Origin of the sequence: Klebsiella sp. 2680 (genome assembly GCF_900198535.1) — a bacterium.
Lineage (GTDB): Bacteria > Pseudomonadota > Gammaproteobacteria > Enterobacterales > Enterobacteriaceae > Klebsiella > Klebsiella indica.
This window is the reverse complement of record NZ_FZNJ01000001.1, coordinates 295677-316719: the sequence shown is the minus strand read 5'-3', so window position 1 is coordinate 316719 and position 21043 is coordinate 295677. Positions and strand designations below refer to the sequence as shown.

The following is a 21043-nucleotide window of genomic DNA, read 5'->3' as shown; positions in this document are numbered from 1 at the left end:
CCGCTATGCGGCCTTTTTTCTTTTCTTTGCTGAATACAGTAAAATCAATCACATTCCTGTTGTGGATTTCGGAATCTATGCTGATTTTTGCTCAAATTCAACGGCGTCATAACTGGCGATGGCTTGCCGGATTAACGCTGTTGTTGTTGATAACGTCAATCATCAGCCTGTGCGCAGGCGACCAGTGGATAGGCCCTGGCGAATGGTTCAGCGCCAAAGGCGAGCTTTTTATCTGGCAGATCCGTCTGCCGCGGACGCTGGCTGTTTTGCTGGTCGGCGCCGCGCTGGCGCTTTCGGGGGCGGTTATGCAGGCGTTGTTTGAAAACCCGCTGGCCGAACCAGGGCTGCTGGGGGTTTCCAACGGTGCCGGGGTGGGCTTGATTGCAGCCGTTTTGTTGGGCAAAGGGTGGCTGCCCGACTGGGCTCTGGGGCTGTGCGCGATCATGGGGGCGCTGATCATCACCTTTATTTTACTGCGCTTCGCCAGGCGGCATTTATCAACCAGTCGTCTGCTGCTGGCGGGCGTTGCGCTCGGCATTATTTGTAGCGCGCTGATGACCTGGGCGGTCTATTTTTCCACGTCGTTTGATCTTCGCCAACTGATGTACTGGATGATGGGCGGTTTTGGCGGCGTTGACTGGCAACAGCTATGGTTGATGCTGGCGTTATTACCGGTGTTGGCCTGGGTGTGCCTGCAATCGCAGCCGCTGAATTTATTGGCGCTGGGGGAGGTTTCTGCTCGCCAGTTGGGATTGCCGCTGGCGCTGTGGCGTAACCTGCTGGTAATCACCACGGGCTGGCTGGTGGGCGTCAGCGTGGCGCTGGCCGGGGCAATTGGTTTTATCGGTCTGGTTATTCCGCATATTCTGCGTTTATGCGGTTTGAGCGATCATCGCGTGCTGCTCCCGGCCTGTCTGTTAGCGGGAGCCAGCGCACTGCTGGTGGCCGACATTGTCGCGCGTCTGGCGCTGCCGGCGGCGGAGTTACCTATCGGTGTGGTCACCGCTACGCTGGGGGCGCCGGTGTTTGTCTGGTTATTATTGAAATCTGCGCGTCCGCAATGATAGGTCAACGCTTCCCCCGCAGGCGCTGCGCCTGTGGGGGAAAAACGTGTTACCAGCCTTTAATGGCATCGCCTTTGTAGACTTCCGCAGCTTTGTCGGCAACATCCTGGGTCTGGAACGCATTTTTCAGTTCCTGAACCTTCTTGCTGTCTTTATTATCCTGACGGGAAACGATGGCGTTGACGTACGGAGAGTCCGGGCCTTCCATAAATAAACCATCGCGGGCAGCGGACAAACCCGCCTGGGCGGAGAAGTTAGTATTAATAATCGACAGCGCAACGTTTGGGTCATCCAGCGTGCGGGTCAACTGCGGCGTATCGACTTCGACAATTTTCAGTTGTTTGGGATTGTTGATAATATCCAGTGTTGTCGGCAGGTAACCCACGCCCTCCTTCAGCTTGATTAAACCCTGGGCCTGCAGCAGCAACAGGCTGCGTCCCAGCGTCGTGGCTTCATTTGACAGAGTAATTGTCGCACCATCTGGCAATTCACTGATATTTTTGATTTTCTTAGAGTAAGCCGCAATCGGGAAAACAAAAGTTTTACCGACAATAGCAAATTTATAGCCGCGTTCTTTTGACTGCGCGTCAAGATACGGTAGCGTCTGGAAAGCGTTAACATCGACGTCTTTATTGTTTAAGGCTTCGTTAGGCAGCACGTAATCATTAAACGAGATCACTTCGACATTAAGGTTGTATTTTTCTTTAGCCACATGTTCTACGACTTTCCAGATAGCTTCATCCGGCCCGGTGTTAATTGCTACTTTAATCTTATTATCTTCATCCGGCGAGCAGGCTGATAACAGCGTGACGGAAGCCGCAATTAACACTGCGCTAAATATCTTTTTCATCAATAAAACTCTCTTAAATTAACAAACTGCGAGATAGTATTATACCCTAAATTATTCGAGTTGCAGGAAGGCGGCGACGCAGTGAATCCCCGGGAGCGTACTCCAGTACGTGACTGGGGTGAACGAGGAAAGCCAACGCACATGCAACTTGAAGTATGACGGGTATATATCCATTTACCTCTGTATACTGAATTACTCGGCCGCTGTTGCGGCCAATGTATGTCGCGCGCTTTGTTACATCAAGAGACACTCCTGGGCGATTCAAAGTAGAATGACATGGCCTGAATCCGCTACAGTAGATAAGGATCACCTGACGCAGAAACCGTTTTATTCACTGAGGGAAGGCTATGCAACACGATATTCTTAATACTGAAGTCACCACCATTGATGGTGAGAAAACAACGCTTCTGCCCTATGCCGGCAAGGTGTTGTTGATCGTTAACGTCGCCTCGAAATGTGGCCTGACCCCGCAATATACGCAGTTAGAAGCACTGCAAAAAGATCTCGAAAGCGAAGGTTTTAGCGTACTTGGCTTCCCGTGTAATCAGTTCCTCGGACAGGAGCCAGGCAGTGAGGAGGAGATTAAAACGTTCTGTAGCACGACCTATGGCGTGACTTTCCCCATGTTCAGCAAAATTGATGTCAATGGCGAACATCGTGCGCCTTTGTATCAGAAGCTGGTTGATTCCGCGCCGCAGGCGGTGGCGCCTGAAGGCAGTGGCTTCTATGAGCGCATGGCCAGTAAAGGTCGGGCACCGCTGTATGTGGATGATATTTTGTGGAATTTCGAAAAATTCCTGATTGGCCGTGACGGTCAGGTCATCGGCCGGTTCTCCCCGGATATGACGCCGGACGATCCGCAACTGGCAGCAGCCATTAAAGAGGCATTAGCGAAATAATGCCGTTTTTAATGCAGTTACAGGATGTTGAGGAAACGGGGCGTCTGGCGCCGTTTTCTGCAGATGTCCGACCGGGTGAAATTATTCACCTTGTGGGGCCGAACGGCGCGGGAAAGAGCACGCTGTTAGCGCGAATGGCGGGTCTTGCGACGGGACCTGGGCGGGTCATGCTGAACGAGCGGTCGTTAAGCGACTGGCCGGCACAGGCTCTGGCGCATCATCGCGCCTGGCTGTGTCAACATCAGATGCCGCCCTTCGCGATGCCGGTCTGGCATTATCTGTCACTGCATTTGCAGAACGGTATGCACAACGCGCTACTGGAGAATGTCGCCGGGACGCTGGGTCTTAGCGATAAACTTGAGCGTCAGGTAAACCACATTTCTGGCGGAGAATGGCAGCGGGTGCGCCTGGCGGCGGTAATATTGCAAATCCATCCTCAGGCCAATCCATCCGGGCAATTATTACTGCTGGATGAGCCAATGAACAGCCTTGATGTGGCGCAGCAGGCTGCGCTCGATCGGCTATTAAGCGAACTTAGCGCTTCAGGGGTCGCTATCGTGATGAGCAGCCACGACCTCAATCATACTCTCCGGCATGCCCATCATTCCTGGCTTATCTGTCAGGGGAAAACAATCGCCTGTGGCCGGACGTGTGAAGTACTGAGCGAAGAAAACTTAACCGCTGCCTATGCCATGGCTTTCCGAAGAGTGGAGGTGGCAGGCCATCTTATGCTCGTTGCATCACAGTAGCACGCCGTTACCTTGTCAGTAGGTTGATAAACAGGCTAGATTATCCTGGTAATTAAACAGGGAACAGAGGGTTCGTCTGAGATGCGTTACTGGTTCATTTTGTTCGTTGCGCTCTTTTTGGCGGGCTGTAGCAGCCATCGGGCACCGCCGCCTGACCCGCGGCTTGCCGATCCTATTGTCGTGGTCGCCAACCTGAACGAGCAGTTACAAAACTGGCGTGGCGCGCCGTACCGCTATGGCGGAATGTCGCCTCGCGGCGTTGATTGTTCGGGATTCGTGGTGATGACTTTCCGCGATAAATTCTCGATGCAACTGCCACGGGAAACCCGTGAGCAGGCGGAAATCGGCACGGAAATCGATAAGAGCGAACTGCAACCCGGTGACCTGGTCTTTTTCAAGACCGGTTCTGGCGAGAGCGGTCTGCACGTGGGGATTTACGATACCAATAACCAGTTTATCCACGCGTCAACCAGTCAGGGCGTGACGCGTTCATCGTTAAATAATGTCTACTGGCATAAAAAATTCTGGCAGGCGAGAAGGATCTAGCATCGAACAATTATCCGGAGGGAGGCGACGCTCTTGCCTTTTTAGCCAATATCCCTGAAATCGCTCCGTGTTAATAGTTTGTTGAAAGCACTACACTGAAGACAGGAGGAACCATGACCCTGTCTTTTACAACCCACTGGCATGATGAACTGCCGGATTTTTACACCGCTCTGGCCCCAACGCCGTTAGAGAATGCGCGACTTGCCTGGCACAATGCGTCGCTGGCGCAAACGCTGGGTATTCCCGAAACGCTATTCCGTCCACAGCAGGGAGCAGGCGTCTGGGGAGGCGAAACGTTGCTGCCCGGTATGTCGCCGCTGGCGCAGGTTTACAGCGGTCACCAGTTCGGCGCGTGGGCCGGTCAGCTTGGCGATGGGCGCGGCATTCTGCTCGGCGAACAGCAGCTATCCGATGGCCGTCGTTTTGACTGGCATCTCAAGGGGGCTGGGTTGACGCCCTATTCACGCATGGGCGACGGGCGGGCAGTACTGCGTTCGACGATTCGTGAAGCTCTGGCGTCGGAAGCGATGCATGCGCTCGGTATCCCCACCACGCGTGCGCTGGCTATGGTGACCAGCGATACCCCGGTGTACCGTGAAACCGTCGAGAGCGGAGCGATGCTGATGCGTCTTGCCGAAAGCCATGTCCGCTTTGGCCATTTTGAGCATTTTTACTATCGCCGTGAGCCGCAAAAGGTCCAACAACTGGCGGACTATGTGATCCGTCATCACTGGCCACATCTGCAGAACGAAGCGGATAAGTATATTTTGTGGTTCAGTGACGTTGTCACGCGGACGGCGGAAATGATTGCCGGCTGGCAGACGATCGGCTTCGCGCATGGGGTAATGAATACCGATAATATGTCGATTCTGGGGCTGACAATGGACTACGGTCCATATGGTTTCCTCGATGATTTCCAGCCAGGCTTTATCTGTAACCACTCTGATTATCAGGGGCGCTACAGCTTTGACAATCAGCCTGCTGTCGGGCTGTGGAATTTACAGCGGCTGGCGCAATCATTGTCACCGTTTATCAACGCGGAGGCATTGAATTGCGCTCTGGATAGTTACCAGCACAAACTACTGACGGCTTATGGTCAGCGTATGCGCGATAAACTGGGGCTGTTAACCCAACAGAAAGGGGATAATGAGCTACTGAATGGCCTGTTTTCCCTGATGGAACGTGAAGGCAGCGACTACACGCGAACGTTCCGGATGTTGAGCGAGAGTGAACAGGCCAGCGCCGCTTCGCCATTGCGCGATGAATTTATTGACCGTGCCGCCTTTGATAGCTGGTTTGCTGGTTACCGTTCGCGCCTGTGCGATGAGCAGATTGATGATGCGTGGCGACAGGCGCATATGCGGAGCGTCAATCCGGCGATCGTATTACGAAACTGGCTGGCGCAACGGGCGATTGAGCAGGCGGAACAAGGGGATATGAGTGAACTGGCGCGTCTGCACAACGCATTATCTCAGCCTTTTGCCGATCGGTCGGACGATTATACTCATCGTCCGCCGGAATGGGGGAAACGTCTTGAAGTGAGCTGTTCCAGTTAGGTTTGGCCATCCCCGTCGCGCAAATGGCGGGGATCATTATTTAGTCAGGATCAGCTTACCGGCATGGGTCTGGCGGAGTAAATAACGCTGACCGCTGTGTTCAATGACCACTCGCCCTTCAGGGCCTAATAATTCAAGGCTGCTTATCACTCTGTCAGAGGGGACAGGATAGGGAGTATTGTCTTTTGTTATTTCTGCTGTGGCAGCGTTATCCATATGCGTCAAAGCACCCAAAATCAAATCAACAATGATAATCATTATCAATAATGTTGTTTTTCATCGCAAGGATTATTTAACCCGTGATGCCAGTTGGCCGGTGACAGACCGGAAATCAATGCGAGGGACTCCCCACCGCGGTGTCGGTGGGGGGAAGGGCTACAGGCGGCTGGCGGTTGCGTCGGCTAATTCATCAAGCAATCGTTCGCTATCTTCCCAGCTCAGACAAGGGTCGGTGATTGATTGGCCCCAGGTCAACGGCCGGCCGGGAATCACCTTCTGTGTCCCTTCTTGCAGGAAACTTTCGGCCATGATCCCGGCAATGGCGGTCGATCCTGCGCGGATCTGCTGGCAAATATCGGCGCAAACCTCCAGTTGGCGGCGGTGCTGCTTCTGGCAGTTGCCATGGCTGAAATCGACGACCAGTTGTTCCGGGAGGTCGAATTCCGCCAGCGCCCTTCCGGCGGCGGCAATATCATCAGCGTGATAATTCGGGTTTTTACCACCGCGCATAATGATATGACCGTAAGGGTTGCCGCTGGTCTGGTAGATAGTCATCTGCCCTTGCTTGTCCGGCGACAGGAACATATGGCTGGCGCGAGAAGCGCGAATGGCATCAATGGCGATACGTGTATTACCATCGGTGCCGTTCTTAAAACCTACCGGACAGGAGAGCGCGGAGGCCATTTCACGGTGGATTTGGCTCTCAGTGGTGCGTGCGCCAATCGCGCCCCAACTTATCAGGTCGGCAATAAACTGCCCGGTCACCATATCGAGAAACTCGGTGGCGGTCGGTACGCCCAGCTCGTTCACTTGTAACAGCAGGCTCCGTGCCAGCTCAATACCGTGATTAACCCGGTAACTGCCGTTCAGGTCAGGGTCCGAGATGAGCCCCTTCCAGCCGACTACCGTACGTGGCTTCTCAAAGTAGGTGCGCATAACGATTTCCAGTTGTGGCTGATAGCGTCTGCGCATCCCTTGCAGGCGGCGAGCATATTCCATCGCCGCATCTGTATCGTGAATGGAACATGGACCGATCACCACCAGCAGGCGGCGATCTTCACCGGTGAGGATTTTCTCGATTCGGCGGCGTGTTGCGGAAACATGTGCTGCAACGGCGGCGGATATAGGGTGCCGTTGCGCCAGTTCCGCGGGCGTGACCAGGCCTTCAAGGCGCGCGGTACGCAATTCGTCTGTTTTATTCATTCGGGGGTCTCAAAAATCTGTTTCTTCCTCGGCGAAAATACCAGGAAGTGATGCGTATCACGATAAAGCAATCCCTGTTTATTGCAAGAGCAGGGCATGATCCTGTATAGGGTGCAAGTGATAGCATAAACAAATTTATAATATCGTACTAGTCTATTAGTACATTTTACGACTTAGACCCATAATGTCCATAATTTTGGTGGCGATCTCTTCCACGGAATAATTGGTACTGTTCAGGCAAGGAATTTTGTTTTTGCGGTACAGCGCTTCGACTTCGGTGACCTCCATGCGGCACTGGCGCAAAGAAGCATAGCGACTATTTTCCCGCCGCTCCTCGCGGATGGCCGCCAGGCGCTCCGCATTGATTGTTAAACCGAAAAGTTTGTGCTGCAGCGGCTTTAACGATGCAGGAAGAATCAGATTGTCCATATCATCGGCGATAAATGGATAGTTAGCGGCGCGGATACCATACTGCATCGCCAGATACAGACTGGTGGGCGTCTTTCCACAGCGTGAGACGCCAAGAAGGATCACCTGAGCCTGATCAAGATTACGCAACGAGATCCCGTCATCGTGAGCAAGGGTGTAATCAATCGCTGCGATACGCGCGTCGTATTTGTTCAGATTGCCCGGCGTCAGGCCATGAGTGCGATGGGCGATGGGCGTCGGGTCAAGGCGTAGCTCCTGCTGTAACGGTGCCACCAGCGCCTGGACAATATCCTGACAAAAGCCTTCGCTTTGCACGATGATGTCGCGGATTTCCGGAAGTACAATGGAATAGAAAACCAGTGGCCGAATACCGGTTTGTTCAAAAATGGCGTCAATTTGCTCTTTCACGGCCCGTGCACGGCTGATATTTTCAACAAAGGGCAGGGTCACGCTGCTGGTGGTAACCGGGAATTGCGACATGACCGCATGCCCTAAAACTTCTGCCGTAATGGCGGTTCCATCGGAAATATAAAACACGTGGCGATCGACAACACTTTCCATTTTGACCATCCGGTATAACACGATTAATTGTTTGAAAGTTGATATTAAATTTAAGCATATCGTGCCACTCTTTGTCTCAATTTTAAAAAATGAAATGCTATTTTTATTTTTAATGAAAAGGTGAGTTCATTTTTATTATTGGTCTGGCTTTGGTATTAAATCTCACCAGATTCCCAAAGAATCATGGAGTTATGTATAACCGGCAAAGAATCCTAAAAATGAAAAAATAATTTGCTTGAACGATTCACCGTTTTTTTCAGTCGCATAAATATGTCAGGATAAATCCGGTAGTTGATCGTGAATTATTTATACACAACACCATTCAGAATGTCGTCTGGCGGCGAGCGATGGAATCCCCGAGCGCGGTGATAACGCGGCGACAGGGATTCAATGCGCCGTTAACGGGAAAACAGTCTGAAAGGGCGTGTATATCACTGGTATTAAATCACAAAAGGATTGTCTCAATGTCCAACAATGGCTCGTCACCGCTGGTGCTTTGGTATAACCAACTCGGCATGAATGATGTAGACAGGGTTGGGGGCAAAAATGCCTCCCTTGGTGAAATGATTACAAATCTGTCAGGTATGGGCGTTTCCGTACCGAACGGGTTTGCCACTACCGCTGATGCGTTTAATCAGTTTTTGGACCAAAGTGGTGTAAACCAGCGTATTTATGAACTGCTGGATGCAACCGACATTGACGACGTTTCCGCATTAGCGAACGCCGGTGCGCAGATCCGTCAGTGGATCATCGATACGCCGTTCCAGAGCGAGCTGGAAAACGCGATTCGCGACGCGTATACCCGATTGTCCGCCGACAATGCTGAGGCCTCCTTTGCTGTGCGCTCTTCCGCGACGGCGGAAGATATGCCGGACGCCTCCTTCGCCGGGCAGCAAGAGACATTTCTTAACGTACAGGGCTTTGATGCAGTTCTGGTTGCCGTTAAGCACGTATTTGCATCGTTGTTTAACGATCGCGCAATTTCCTACCGCGTGCATCAGGGCTACGATCATCGCGGCGTGGCGCTCTCCGCCGGGGTGCAGAGGATGGTGCGTTCCGATCTCGCATCGTCCGGCGTCATGTTCTCCATCGACACCGAATCCGGTTTTGATCAGGTGGTGTTTATCACTTCCGCCTGGGGGCTCGGCGAGATGGTGGTGCAGGGGGCGGTAAACCCGGATGAGTTTTACGTTCATAAGCCCACGCTTGCGGCGGGTCGCCCGGCTATCGTGCGCCGCACGATGGGGTCGAAAAAGATCCGCATGGTTTATGCCGCAACCCAGGAACATGGGAAACAGGTGCGTATCGAAGATGTTCCGCAGGCGCAACGCGATGTTTTCTCCCTGACCGACGCCGAAGTGCAGGCACTGGCGAAACAAGCGGTGCAAATCGAGAAGCACTACAACCGTCCGATGGATATCGAATGGGCGAAAGATGGTCATACCGGTGAGTTGTTCATCGTGCAGGCGCGTCCGGAAACGGTCCGTTCCCGCGGCCAGGTGATGGAGCGTTACACCCTGCATGCGCAAGGGCAGATTATTTCTGAGGGGCGCGCTATCGGTCATCGCATCGGTGCCGGGCCGGTAAAAGTTATTCATGATATCAGTGAAATGAACCGCATTGAGCCCGGCGATGTGCTGGTCACTGATATGACCGACCCGGACTGGGAACCGATCATGAAGAAAGCGGCGGCGATTGTGACTAACCGCGGCGGGCGTACCTGTCATGCGGCGATTATCGCTCGCGAACTGGGGATCCCGGCGGTGGTTGGCTGCGGCAATGCGACCGATCGCATCCAGGAAAATCAGAACGTGACCGTCTCCTGCGCCGAAGGCGATACCGGCTACGTGTATGCCGAAATACTCGACTTTAGCGTGAAGAGCTCCTGCGTTGGCGACATGCCGGATCTGCCGCTGAAGATCATGATGAACGTCGGTAACCCGGATCGCGCCTTTGATTTTGCCTGCCTGCCAAACGAAGGCGTGGGCCTTGCGCGTCTGGAGTTTATTATCAACCGCATGATCGGCGTACACCCCCGCGCCTTGCTGGAGTTTGACGATCAGGAACCGGCATTGCAGGGCGAAATCCGCGAGTTGATGAAGGGTTATGATTCACCCAGAGAGTTCTATGTCGGTCGCCTGACGGAGGGGATTTCAACCCTTGGTGCGGCTTTCTTCCCGAAACGGGTGATTGTGCGTCTTTCTGACTTTAAATCTAACGAGTACGCGAATCTGGTCGGCGGCGAGCGTTACGAGCCGGAAGAAGAGAACCCGATGCTGGGTTTCCGCGGTGCCGGTCGTTATGTTTCCGAAAGCTTCCGTGACTGCTTTGCGCTGGAGTGTGAGGCGGTTAAGCGGGTGCGTAACGACATGGGGCTGACTAACGTCGAAATCATGGTGCCGTTTGTCCGGACCGTCGCACAGGCAAAAGCTGTGGTCGAAGAGCTGGCGCGCCAGGGGCTTAAGCGTGGCGAGAATGGCCTGAAGCTCATTATGATGTGTGAAATCCCATCGAATGCGCTACTGGCGGAGCAGTTCCTCGAATACTTTGACGGCTTCTCAATCGGTTCCAACGACATGACGCAACTGGCGTTGGGTCTGGATCGTGATTCCGGCGTGGTTTCTGAGCTGTTTGATGAGCGCAACGATGCGGTAAAAGCGCTGCTGTCGATGGCTATTCGTGCGGCGAAGAAACAGGGTAAATACGTGGGTATTTGCGGTCAGGGGCCATCCGATCACGAAGACTTCGCTGCCTGGCTGATGGAGGAGGGGATTGATAGCCTTTCCCTGAATCCTGATACCGTCGTGCAAACCTGGCTAGGCCTGGCGGAGCTGAATAAGTAAGCTGTTGATATACACTATTCCCGTCCAATGGCGTAATACTGGTCAGAGGCTTTCAGTTAAAGAGGTGGCTTTGGCGAAAATGGCGCATTTTTCGTTTTCGCCGGGTTTGGGTCGGTGAACTGTTCTGTTCACTGTCCATCCGAGGATATGGGTCATCTCCACAGCCTGTGAACGGCATGGGGGCGTTTCGCTCGCCCCCATAACCCGGCATTGCGCTGAAAACCTGCCGCTACGCGGTCAGTTCCACTCCGACTTCATCTGACGGCCAGTCCTGGATGCGTACCTGCGTTCTCGCCAGGTTTCCCTGATGCGCCCAACCCCCATGCGATGATCCCGCACTCAGTCAGCGGCTGTCCGGGTGCTGAATGCCATGAAAAAAAAGGCAATATATATCAGCCATTGAACTGCATAGAGCAGCAAACAGAACAGCATAAAACGCCGATGGCGCGCTTAACTGACCGGTATTAGTCCAATGGCGGGGATTTTTTACACCCTCATCCTGCTTATTTGCGGTAAGTCACATAAAACGAAAAAAACAAAATACCGTAATCCATCAGTTAATTTCGACAATTGTTCCCGTGTTGTTCATTACTAATACTGACACCACGTTATCGAAACACTTGATAACGAAATACAGAAATGCCTTTTCTATCGTGTACAGGATAATAATAATGACACTTTCCTCGGTACTCACTACTAAAGATAAAATAGGTTATGGTCTTGGCGATATGGCCAGCGCGCTGGTATGGCAAACCGCCACGCTTTTTCTGGCCTATTTCTATACGGATGTATTTGGCTTACCGGCTGCCATCATGGGCACGATGTTTTTAGTTGTCAGGGTTATTGATGCGGTGGTCGATCCCTGCATTGGCGCGCTGGTGGACCGTACCCATACCCGTCATGGACGTTTTCGTCCCTGGCTGCTGTGGTTTGCTATTCCGTTCGGTGTAAGCTGTATTATTACTTTCTATGTTCCCGATGTCGGCGAAACGGCGAAAATTGTTTATGCCTGCCTGACTTACGCCATTCTGAGCTTTATCTATTCCGCAATTAATGTGCCGTATTGCGCCATGCCTGGCGCATTGACGATGGACCCGCATGAACGACATTCGCTCCAGTCGTGGCGCTTTGCGCTGTCGTTTATTGGTGGTCTGATTGTCACGGTGATTGCGCTGCCGCTGGTATCATATTTAGGGCACGGGGACGCGCAAAAAGGCTATTTTTATGCCATGAGTCTGATGGGTATTCTTGGCATAGTGCTTTTCTTTAGCTGCTTTTTCCTGACTCGTGAGCGTTATACTCCTTCGGGAGATAGTTCAGGATCGTTATTAAAAGATCTCAAATTACTGGCAGGAAATAGCCAGTGGCGGATAGTTTTTATCTTCAATATTCTATTATTAACCGCCGTGGTCACGCGTGGTTCTGCAACCATGTATTACGTAAAATATGTTATGCAGCGCCCGGATATGGTGTTCACTTTTATTGTGAGCGGGATGATTGCCGCGCTGCTTGGGGCGCTATTATCCGAGCGCCTGCTCGGGAAATTTGACCGCGTGCGCGCCTATCAATGGACGATTATCACGTACGTTATTTTTGCCGCCGCTATTTTCTTTATTCCCGCGAATCAACTGTGGTTAATATTTAGCCTTAACGTCATCTTCGGTTTTATGCAAAATCTGACCACACCGCTACAGTGGACCATGTTCTCTGATGTCGTGGATTACGAAGAACATCGTAGCGGACGCCGCCTTGACGGCCTGGTGTTTTCCACTGCACTGTTTGCCATTAAATTTGGCCTGGCGCTAGGGGGCGCTGTTGTTGGTTGGGTGCTGGGGATGGTTGATTACGCCCCCAATGCGCTTGACCAATCCTCCACGGTATTAAATACCATCAATGCGCTTTTCACTTTGGTGCCATCGAGCCTGTTTATCGCCATGGCGCTGCTGTTGATGTTGTACAAACTCAATAGCCGCACGGCGGACACGATTGCGCGTGAACTGACACGCAAACGCGAACTCCGTGCGCAAGAGTCCGGACAGAGAGCGCTGAATTCTGCACTACAGGAGCAATAATATGACCGTAATTTACAAGGATGCCCGGCGCCCTGTCCCGGAACGCGTGGCGGATTTGCTGTCGCGAATGACGACCGAAGAAAAATTTGCCCAAATGCATGCCTACTGGCTGGTGCTGGCGGAAAACGGCGAACATCAAGAACGCAGTGATTTGAGCGATGAATTTTCCGGTGCCAGCGAGCAGACCTCACTCGCGGAAAAACTGAAATCTGGCGTCGGGCAAATTACGCGTCCGCTGGGTACGCATATTGTCGACGCGCACAGCGCTGTGCGCGCGGCAAACCGCTTGCAAAAAATGCTGGTGGAAGAGACCCGGCTGGGGATCCCGGCTCTGTTTCATGAAGAGTGTCTGGTTGGACTGTTGTGCAAGAACGCGACGCTGTTTCCATCGTCGCTAAACTATGGATCAACCTGGGATCCCGAACTGGTAGCGCGTGCGGCGCGAGAAATTGGCGACGAGGCCCGTTCCACCGGCTGTAAACAGGGGCTGGCGCCGGTGCTGGACGTTTCGCGCGATGTACGCTGGGGGCGTACCGAAGAAACCTTTGGCGAAGATCCCTGGCTGGTAGGGGTGATGGCCTGCGCTTACGTCAATGGATTGCAGGGAGAGAAGCGCGATGTGCTGGCGACGCTGAAACATTACGTCGGGCATTCATTCAGTGAAGGGGCGCGCAACCATGCCCCGGTGCATCTTGGTTTCTGCGAACTCAATGACACCTTCCTGTTGCCGTTTGAGATGGCGGTAAAGCTGGCTAATGCGGGCTCGGTCATGCCAGCCTATCACGATATCGATAACCAACCGGGCCACAGCGATCGTTTCCTGCTGACCACTGTTTTGCGCGAACAGTGGGGGTTTGATGGCATTGTGGTCGCCGACTATGGCGGCATCAGCCTGCTTCATCAGCACCACGGCGTAGCGCAGGATGCGGCGGAATCGGCAGCGCTGGCATTCAACGCGGGCCTTGATGTGGAGCTGCCGAAAGATGATTGCGCGCGGCATCTGCAGGAGGCTTTGGATCGCGGATTAATCACTATGGCGAAGATTGATGAAATTGTCTCCCGCACGTTGACGGAGAAGTTCCGTCTTGGCTTATTTGAACACCCTTATACCGATGTTTCTGCCATTACATTGCAATCGGCCAGCGCCCGCCAGGCCGCCCGGGATGTGGCGACGCGCTCATTGACGCTGCTGGAAAACCGCGGGGCGATACCGTTGCAGGGCAAAGCAAAAGTCGCGCTAGTGGGGCCGACGGCTGACGATCCGCTGGCTTTGCTCAGCGGCTACAGCTTCCCGGTGCATCTGATCATCAGCGATATGGTGGATGAAGTCTCGCAGGTGACAACGCCGTTAACTGCGCTGCGTCACTATCTTGGTGAAGGGCGGGTTAGCTATGCCAAAGGGTGCCATATCATTGAGCAACGCATGGCTGGCGCGCCGGTATTTCCTGGCGACAGCGGCGGTAGGCCGATGCAGCAGTCTCCAGTATCACAGGATACCCGCCTGATCCCCGATGCGGTCAGCGCAGCCCTGGAGAGCGATGTGGTGGTGGCCTGTGTGGGCGACCTTGCGGGTCTGTTCCAGAGCGGCACCGTGGGCGAAGGTTCGGATACTGATAGCCTGAACCTGCCGGGGGTTCAGCAGCAACTCCTTGAAGCGCTGGTCGCCACCGGTAAGCCGGTGATTGTGGTGATGACCGGCGGGCGACCTTATAATCTGCAGGGGCTGGAGGAGCGCGTCGCGGCGTTGATAATGGCCTGGGCGCCAGGTCAGGAGGGAGGCTGGGCGATTGCCGATGTGTTAACCGGGCGCGCCGAACCGCAGGGCCGCTTAGTGGTCAGCGTGCCGAAAAGCGCAGGCGCAATGCCCTATTACTATAATCATAAGCTGAAAAGCGGCGGCACGCCGTTTGCGTTTCACTTTGGTTCTCGCTATCCGTTTGGGTATGGGCAAAGCTGGACGATGTTCGACTATTCCGCGCCGCGTCTGCTGACGCCGGAAGTTGCGGTGACAGGTGACATCGTCGTTCAGGTTGCTGTCCGTAATTGCGGAGAACGCCGGGGCAGCGAGGTAGTTCAGCTCTACGTTCGTGACAACGTGGCCTCGATGGTGCGTCCACTACAGGAACTAAAAGCGTTCCGACGCGTGACGCTCGACGCTGGCGAAACGGCGACGCTGAATTTCACGTTACCGGTGGATATGCTTAACTTCACCCGTCGTGACGGTAAGCGAATTGTCGAGCCCGGCGAGTTTGAGCTGCAGATTGGTGCTTCATCGGCGGATATTCGCGGGAAGGCAACCGTGACGGTGAAGGGAGAGGTTCGCGAACTGCCGCGAGACTGGCGCATGATCAGCCGCTGTGAAGTCAGTTGACAAAAAAAAGCCCATCGTGGGAGATGGGCAAAGACTACACACAGCAATTCATTGTTTCACTCAGGGGATTTCCATGCTTATAAATCAAGGTCTTGATCTATAACCGTAGGATAAATAGTAGGCAATGCGGCTTTTGGCGTCGATCGGATTCCTCCCAATAGTTAAATCGGGGTTAATAATCTGCGCCGTCAATGCGGACTGCGAGCTGAAACCAGAGGGCGGTTAGGTCTGATGTATCAGTTGTTCTTAAGGTTAAGACGAAATATGTTTGTTTACCCGGGCTGGGCAGAGGCATGTGCCATGTGCAATATGTCGCGACGATGTCTCATGCCCGGCGTATAAACAGTCGGGGGACGTTTCGCTCGTCCCCCTGAATTCCTGACATTGCGCTGAACCGCGGGATGGGTGATCGCTCCCGACAGCCTTTTCACTTACTTATCCAGTGATGCGCGGTTATTCAGTTCGCTGAGTTCCTCCAGTACCTGGTCGGGATCTTTCGACGGAGGCGGCGCTTCGTTAACCCACGCATCGTATAGCCGCCAGGAGACGGCCAGCAGCACCGGGCCGATAAACAGGCCTATCATGCCAAAGGCGACCAGACCGCCGATAACGCCGGAAAGAATAAGGATCATCGGCAGATCGGCGCCCATACGAATCAGTAACGGGCGGATAAAGCTATCCATGGTGCCCACCACACAACTCCATATCAGCAGTACGGTTCCCCAGGTGGTGTCGCCCGTCCAGTACAGCCAGATAATTGACGGCACCAGAACCAGCAATGGCCCCAGTTGCACCAGGCAACTGAAAATCATCACCACGGTGAGCAGCGCGGCGTAGGGAACGCCGCTGACGGCGAGACCAATACCGCCCATGACCGCCTGGACCAGCGCGGTTACTACCACCCCCAGCGCTACGGCGCGGATAGCCTGACCTGCGAGGATCACCGCCGCATCGCCGCGTTTTGCTGCCAGACGCGTGGCAAAGTGGCGGAAACCATAGGCTACCTGTTCGCCGCGCCAGTAGAGCAATGCGCTAAATAGCAGCATCAGTCCGCAGTGAACCAGGAGTTTACCGATATGCGCCGCCTGCCCGACAAACCAGGTGGTGGTGGTGCCGATATAGGGACGAATTTTGCTCATAATCGTCGCGCCCCCCATTTCCAGCAGACTATGCCAGCCGAGATACAACTTATCGCCGACCAGCGGAATAGTGTTCAACCATGCCAAATCCGGCGGGGTAAAGTTGCCGCTGGTAATCACTTTTATTAATGGCGTGCTGTTATCCACCAGGCTGTTGACCAGCAACGCGATGGGGATGACGAACAGCAAAAACAGCAGCAGCGTCATCCCCAGTACGGCCAAGGAGCGTTTGCCTAAAAGCAGGCGTTGCAGGCGCAGGAGCAACGGCCAGGTGGCGATAACCACCGTACCGGCCCAGGCAAACGACAGGATAAATGGCTGCACAATCCACAGGCAGGAAATGATAATCAGGGATAAAAACAGCACCGATAACAGAATTTGCGGTATGTCGCGGGGCTGATGGGGGTTAATCATGGTGAAATTTTACCTTTGCAGTCGCGTCAGGATGCTGACGCAGCGTAATTCCATGTACTGATAATAATATCAATAAGTTTGCGCGCCTGATTTTGCATTTAATTCTGGCGGGCGCATATGAAAAAAATGTGATAAAAAGTTGAGTGCATAACGCAAACGTTTAATTACTTACAACACAACATAGTCGGGCAGGGTCGAGCGTCATGATCCCACAAATTTCTCAGGCGCCAGGTGTCGTTCAACTGGTGCTGAATTTTTTGCAGGTACTGGAGCAACAAGGTTTTACCGGTGATACCGCCACCAGTTACGCCGACAGGCTGACGATGGCGACGGATAACAGTGTATATCAACTGTTGCCGGATGCGATTTTATTTCCCCGTTCCACAGCAGATGTGGCTCTGCTGGCAAGGCTGGCGGCGGAAGAGCGTTTTAAAACGCTGGTTTTTACCCCGCGAGGCGGCGGGACCGGGACTAACGGTCAGTCGCTGAATGCCGGCATTATTGTCGATATGTCCCGCTATATGAACCGCATTATCGAAATCAACCCGGAAGAGGGATGGGTGCGGGTGGAAGCCGGGGTTATTAAAGACCAGCTTAATCAATATCTCAAGCCGTATGGCTACTTTTTCGCCCCGGAGTTGTCCACCAGTAATCGCGCCACCCTTGGTGGAATGATTAATACCGACGCCTCCGGGCAGGGTTCGCTGGTCTACGGTAAAACGTCCGACCATGTACTGGGCGTGCGTTCGGTGCTGATGGGCGGCGACATTCTCGATACGCAGCCGATTCCCGTGGCGCTGGCAGAAACGCTGGGCGAAGAACAGTCGGCGATCGGGCGTATTTACCGCACGGTCTATCAGCGCTGCAAAACGCAGCGGCAGTTGGTTATCGACAAATTTCCTAAGCTTAACCGCTTTCTCACCGGGTACGATCTGCGCCACGTTTTTAATGATGAGATGAGCGAATTTGACCTGACGCGCATTTTGACCGGTTCAGAAGGGACGCTGGCGTTTATCACCGAAGCGCGGCTGGATATTACGCGCCTGCCGAAGGTGCGCCGCCTGGTTAATATTAAATACGATTCATTTAATTCCGCCCTGCGCAACGCGCCGTTTATGGTCGAGGCGAAGGCGCTCTCGGTGGAAACCGTTGACTCAAAAGTCCTTAATCTGGCGCGGGAGGATATTGTCTGGCATTCGGTTAGCGAACTGATCGCCGATGTCCCGGATAAAGAGATGCTGGGGCTGAATATTGTCGAGTTCGCCGGTGATGACGGCGAGCTGATTGACAATCAAGTCGCGACGCTGTGCCAGCGCCTGGATGAACTGATGTCGCGTAACGAGGCTGGCGTTATCGGCTGGCAGGTTTGTAGCGAACTGGACGGCATTGAGCGTATCTACGCAATGCGTAAAAAAGCGGTCGGGCTGCTCGGTAATGCCAAAGGGGCCGCTAAACCGATACCTTTTGCGGAAGATACCTGCGTGCCGCCGGAACATCTGGCCGATTATATTGTGGAATTTCGCGCGCTGCTGGACGGACATGGTCTGAGCTACGGTATGTTCGGTCATGTTGATGCCGGGGTGCTGCATGTGCGCCCGGCGCTGGATATGTGCGACCCGCAGCAAGAGATGCTAATGAAGCGGATCTCCGATGATGTCGTGGCGTTAACCGCAAAATATGGCGGTCTGTTGTGGGGCGAACACGGCAAAGGGTTCCGCGCCGAGTATAGTTCGGCGTTCTTTGGTGAAGCGCTGTTTGGCGAACTGCGTAAAATTAAAGCCGCGTTTGACCCGGATAACCGGCTGAATCCGGGGAAAATTTGCCCTCCCGAAGGCGTTGATGCGCCGATGATGAAAGTGGATGCGGTTAAACGCGGGACTTTCGATCGCCAGATCCCGATTGCGGTGCGTAGTGCATGGCGCGGCGCGATGGAGTGTAACGGCAACGGCCTGTGCTTTAACTTTGACGCAAAAAGCCCCATGTGTCCTTCGATGAAGGTGAGTAACCATCGTATCCATTCGCCGAAAGGCCGTGCAACGTTGGTGCGCGAGTGGCTGCGCCTGCTGGCGGATCGGGGCATCGACCCTAATCAGCTGGAAAAAGATCTGCCGGAAAAACGCGCGAGTTTGCGTACTCTGGTGGCGCGTACCCGCAATAGCTGGCATGCGCGTAAAGGGGAGTATGATTTCTCCCATGAAGTCAAAGAAGCGATGTCCGGCTGCCTGGCCTGTAAAGCCTGCTCGACCCAGTGCCCGATCAAAATTGACGTGCCGGAGTTTCGCTCGCGCTTCCTGCAGCTCTACCATAGCCGCTATCTGCGCCCGGTTCGCGACCATCTGGTGGCGACGGTTGAATCCTACGCCCCGCTGATGGCGCATGCGCCGAAGACGTTTAACTTTTTTATTAATCAGCCGTGGATGCGTAAGCTGTCGGAAAAGCATATTGGTATGGTGGATCTACCGCTGCTCTCCACGCCTTCGCTGAAACAGCAAATGGTCGGCCACCGCTCGGCGAACACCACCCTGGAACAGCTGGAAGCGCTGAGTCCTGAGCAGAAAGCGAAAAGGGTGCTGGTGGTCCAGGATCCGTTTACCAGCTACTATGATGCGCAGGTGGTGGCTGATTTCATGCGTCTGGTCGAAAAGGTCGGCTATCAGCCGGTGTTGTTGCCGTTTTCTCCGAATGGCAAGGCGCAGCATATTAAAGGCTTCCTGACGCGATTCGCGCGCACCGCGCAGAAAACCGCCGATTTCCTCAACCGTGTGGCCCGTCTCGGTATGCCGATGGTGGGCGTCGATCCGGCACTGGTGCTCTGCTATCGCGATGAATACAACCAGGTACTGGGTGATAAGCGAGGCGATTTCCGCGTGATGCTGGTACACGAATGGTTGCCGCAGGCGTTAACGGAAACCATCGCGCAGGATAAAGGCGGCGAGGCGTGGTATCTGTTTGGTCACTGTACCGAAGTGACGGCGCTGCCCGCATCGACGAAACAGTGGGCGGATATTTTCGCGCGTTTCGGCGCGAAGCTGGAGAACGTGAATGTCGGCTGTTGCGGCATGGCCGGGACTTACGGCCATGAAGTGAAGAATCATGCTAATTCGCTGGCCATCTACGCGCTCTCCTGGCAGCAGGCGATGCAGCGATTACCGCGCAACCGTTGCCTGGCCACCGGCTACTCCTGTCGTAGTCAGGTGAAGCGTATTGAAGGCAGTGGCGTTCGTCATCCGCTGCAGGCGCTGCTGGAGATCATCGGATGATCTGGCGGCGTCAGAGCAGCCTGGAACAGCTGAATGCGATGAGGGACGGGAACATGCTCGGCTTGCTGGATATTCGCTTTGAGACGCTGACTGAGAATACCCTTGAGGCCAGCATGCCGGTCGATGAGCGTACTCATCAGCCCTTTGGCTTATTGCACGGCGGCGCATCGGTGGTATTAGCTGAAACGCTAGGCTCAGTCGCTGGCTATTTGTGCTGTGAAGGTGAACAGAAAGTCGTGGGTCTGGAGGTGAATGCCAACCACATTCGCGCGGTGCGCAGCGGCAGGGTTCGCGGCGTGTGCCGGGCGCTGCATATTGGCTCCCGTCACCAGGTCTGGCAAATCGATATTTCTGATGCGCAGGGGCGCCTCTGTTGTTCATCGCGACTGACAACGGCGGTGATATAAAGTGACTGAGAAGGGGGATCTTTCCCCCTGAGGCTGATGGCAAACCGGTTTAGATAGTGTGCCTGCATTTCCGCCGGATGGCGTCTGCGCCTTATCCGGCCTACAAAATTAATAATATCCGTATGTTCTGGTTTTTTCGTCGGCCCGCGCAAGTGCTGCCGGGCAATGGCTGAAAAACGCACTTTGTCAGCCATCTGAGGGGGAATTTCCCCCCGATCGTTTCCCCTTCCCGGGCCTGCCTGTTCAAACGGTTAACCGTGTTGTGCGGCGACTCGAATTATTCAGCGGATATACCCATGTTCTTATCAGGAATTAATCAGTAGATAATTTGTCCTTTGCGGTTTATTTGATTTCGCTCGTTCTGCTGTCTTTAGACCATTATCTTCCAGATGACAAGGTGTTGTCGGTGAAATATAAATTTATTAATCCCTCTTCATATTTATGCTAAGCTCTTAAATACG

15 protein-coding genes and 1 other RNA gene are annotated in these 21043 nt (G+C 53.8%); 10 read left to right on the top strand and 6 right to left on the bottom strand.

Annotation, left to right across the window (positions count from 1 at the left end; all coding sequences use genetic code 11):
* The first annotated feature begins 77 nt into the window (after positions 1-77).
* Positions 78-1064: a vitamin B12 ABC transporter permease BtuC gene (gene btuC / locus FN037_RS01630; protein ID WP_138360376.1), complete on the top strand. Its 987-nt coding sequence runs from the start codon at positions 78-80 to the stop codon at positions 1062-1064.
* Between the two features lie 49 nt (positions 1065-1113).
* Here btuC and FN037_RS01625 read toward each other — a convergent pair whose 3' ends face one another.
* Entirely contained in the window at positions 1114-1914 is an 801-nt protein-coding gene (locus tag FN037_RS01625) for a MetQ/NlpA family ABC transporter substrate-binding protein (protein ID WP_138360377.1), read from the bottom strand.
* A 347-nt stretch (positions 1915-2261) separates the two neighbouring features.
* On the opposite strand from FN037_RS01625, the gene FN037_RS01620 reads away from it, so the two are divergent.
* The 4 genes from FN037_RS01620 (at position 2262) to selO (ending at position 5664) form a co-directional block, all read left to right on the top strand.
* A complete protein-coding gene (locus FN037_RS01620) occupies positions 2262-2813 on the top strand; it encodes a glutathione peroxidase (protein WP_142501426.1) in 552 nt (183 codons plus the stop codon).
* The gene (gene btuD, locus FN037_RS01615) at positions 2813-3562 is read left to right on the top strand and encodes a vitamin B12 ABC transporter ATP-binding protein BtuD (protein WP_142501425.1); all 750 of its coding nucleotides are present in this window, start codon (positions 2813-2815) and stop codon (positions 3560-3562) included. The genes FN037_RS01620 and btuD overlap by 1 nt, the downstream gene beginning before the upstream one ends.
* Positions 3563-3643: 81 nt before the next feature.
* Entirely contained in the window at positions 3644-4108 is a 465-nt protein-coding gene (locus FN037_RS01610) for an NlpC/P60 family protein (RefSeq protein ID WP_138360380.1), read from the top strand.
* A 113-nt stretch (positions 4109-4221) separates the two neighbouring features.
* Positions 4222-5664 carry a protein adenylyltransferase SelO gene (gene selO, locus FN037_RS01605; protein ID WP_142501424.1) on the top strand — a complete coding sequence of 481 codons (1443 nt, stop codon included), beginning with the start codon at positions 4222-4224 and terminating at the stop codon, positions 5662-5664.
* Positions 5665-5700: 36 nt separating this feature from the next.
* Here the strand turns inward: selO and hemP are convergent, their stop codons facing one another.
* From hemP to FN037_RS01590, 3 genes are all read right to left on the bottom strand, one after another.
* Positions 5701-5880 (bottom strand): hemin uptake protein HemP, encoded by a 180-nt coding sequence (gene hemP, locus FN037_RS01600; protein ID WP_138360403.1) that lies wholly within the window; start codon positions 5878-5880, stop codon positions 5701-5703.
* Between the two features lie 159 nt (positions 5881-6039).
* A complete protein-coding gene (locus FN037_RS01595; protein WP_138360382.1) occupies positions 6040-7086 on the bottom strand; it encodes a 3-deoxy-7-phosphoheptulonate synthase in 1047 nt (348 codons plus the stop codon).
* Positions 7087-7242: 156 nt separating this feature from the next.
* Positions 7243-8076: a pyruvate, water dikinase regulatory protein gene (locus tag FN037_RS01590; RefSeq protein ID WP_138360383.1), complete on the bottom strand. Its 834-nt coding sequence runs from the start codon at positions 8074-8076 to the stop codon at positions 7243-7245.
* A 464-nt stretch (positions 8077-8540) separates the two neighbouring features.
* Between FN037_RS01590 and ppsA the strand changes: the two genes are divergently transcribed.
* From ppsA to FN037_RS01575, 3 genes are all read left to right on the top strand, one after another.
* On the top strand, positions 8541-10919 hold the full coding sequence (gene ppsA, locus FN037_RS01585; RefSeq protein WP_138360384.1) for a phosphoenolpyruvate synthase: 2379 nt from the start codon (positions 8541-8543) through the stop codon (positions 10917-10919).
* A gap of 671 nt (positions 10920-11590) precedes the next feature.
* Positions 11591-12991 carry an MFS transporter gene (locus FN037_RS01580; protein ID WP_142501423.1) on the top strand — a complete coding sequence of 467 codons (1401 nt, stop codon included), beginning with the start codon at positions 11591-11593 and terminating at the stop codon, positions 12989-12991.
* A 1-nt stretch (position 12992) separates the two neighbouring features.
* On the top strand, positions 12993-15362 hold the full coding sequence (locus tag FN037_RS01575) for a glycoside hydrolase family 3 N-terminal domain-containing protein (RefSeq protein WP_142501422.1): 2370 nt from the start codon (positions 12993-12995) through the stop codon (positions 15360-15362).
* Here the strand turns inward: FN037_RS01575 and rprA are convergent.
* Both rprA and ydiK read right to left on the bottom strand, forming a co-directional pair.
* Positions 15362-15469: antisense sRNA RprA (gene rprA, locus FN037_RS01570), an RNA gene on the bottom strand. The genes FN037_RS01575 and rprA overlap by 1 nt on opposite strands.
* A 324-nt stretch (positions 15470-15793) precedes the next feature.
* A complete protein-coding gene (gene ydiK, locus FN037_RS01565; protein ID WP_138358681.1) occupies positions 15794-16915 on the bottom strand; it encodes an AI-2E family transporter YdiK in 1122 nt (373 codons plus the stop codon).
* A gap of 203 nt (positions 16916-17118) precedes the next feature.
* Here ydiK and FN037_RS01560 point away from each other — a divergent pair, with 203 nt between their 5' ends.
* Together FN037_RS01560 and menI are read left to right on the top strand one after the other, a co-directional pair.
* On the top strand, positions 17119-20175 hold the full coding sequence (locus FN037_RS01560) for an FAD-binding and (Fe-S)-binding domain-containing protein (protein WP_142501421.1): 3057 nt from the start codon (positions 17119-17121) through the stop codon (positions 20173-20175).
* Positions 20172-20582 (top strand): 1,4-dihydroxy-2-naphthoyl-CoA hydrolase, encoded by a 411-nt coding sequence (gene menI, locus FN037_RS01555; RefSeq protein WP_142501420.1) that lies wholly within the window; start codon positions 20172-20174, stop codon positions 20580-20582. The genes FN037_RS01560 and menI overlap by 4 nt, the downstream gene beginning before the upstream one ends.
* Positions 20583-21043: the final 461 nt, after the last annotated feature.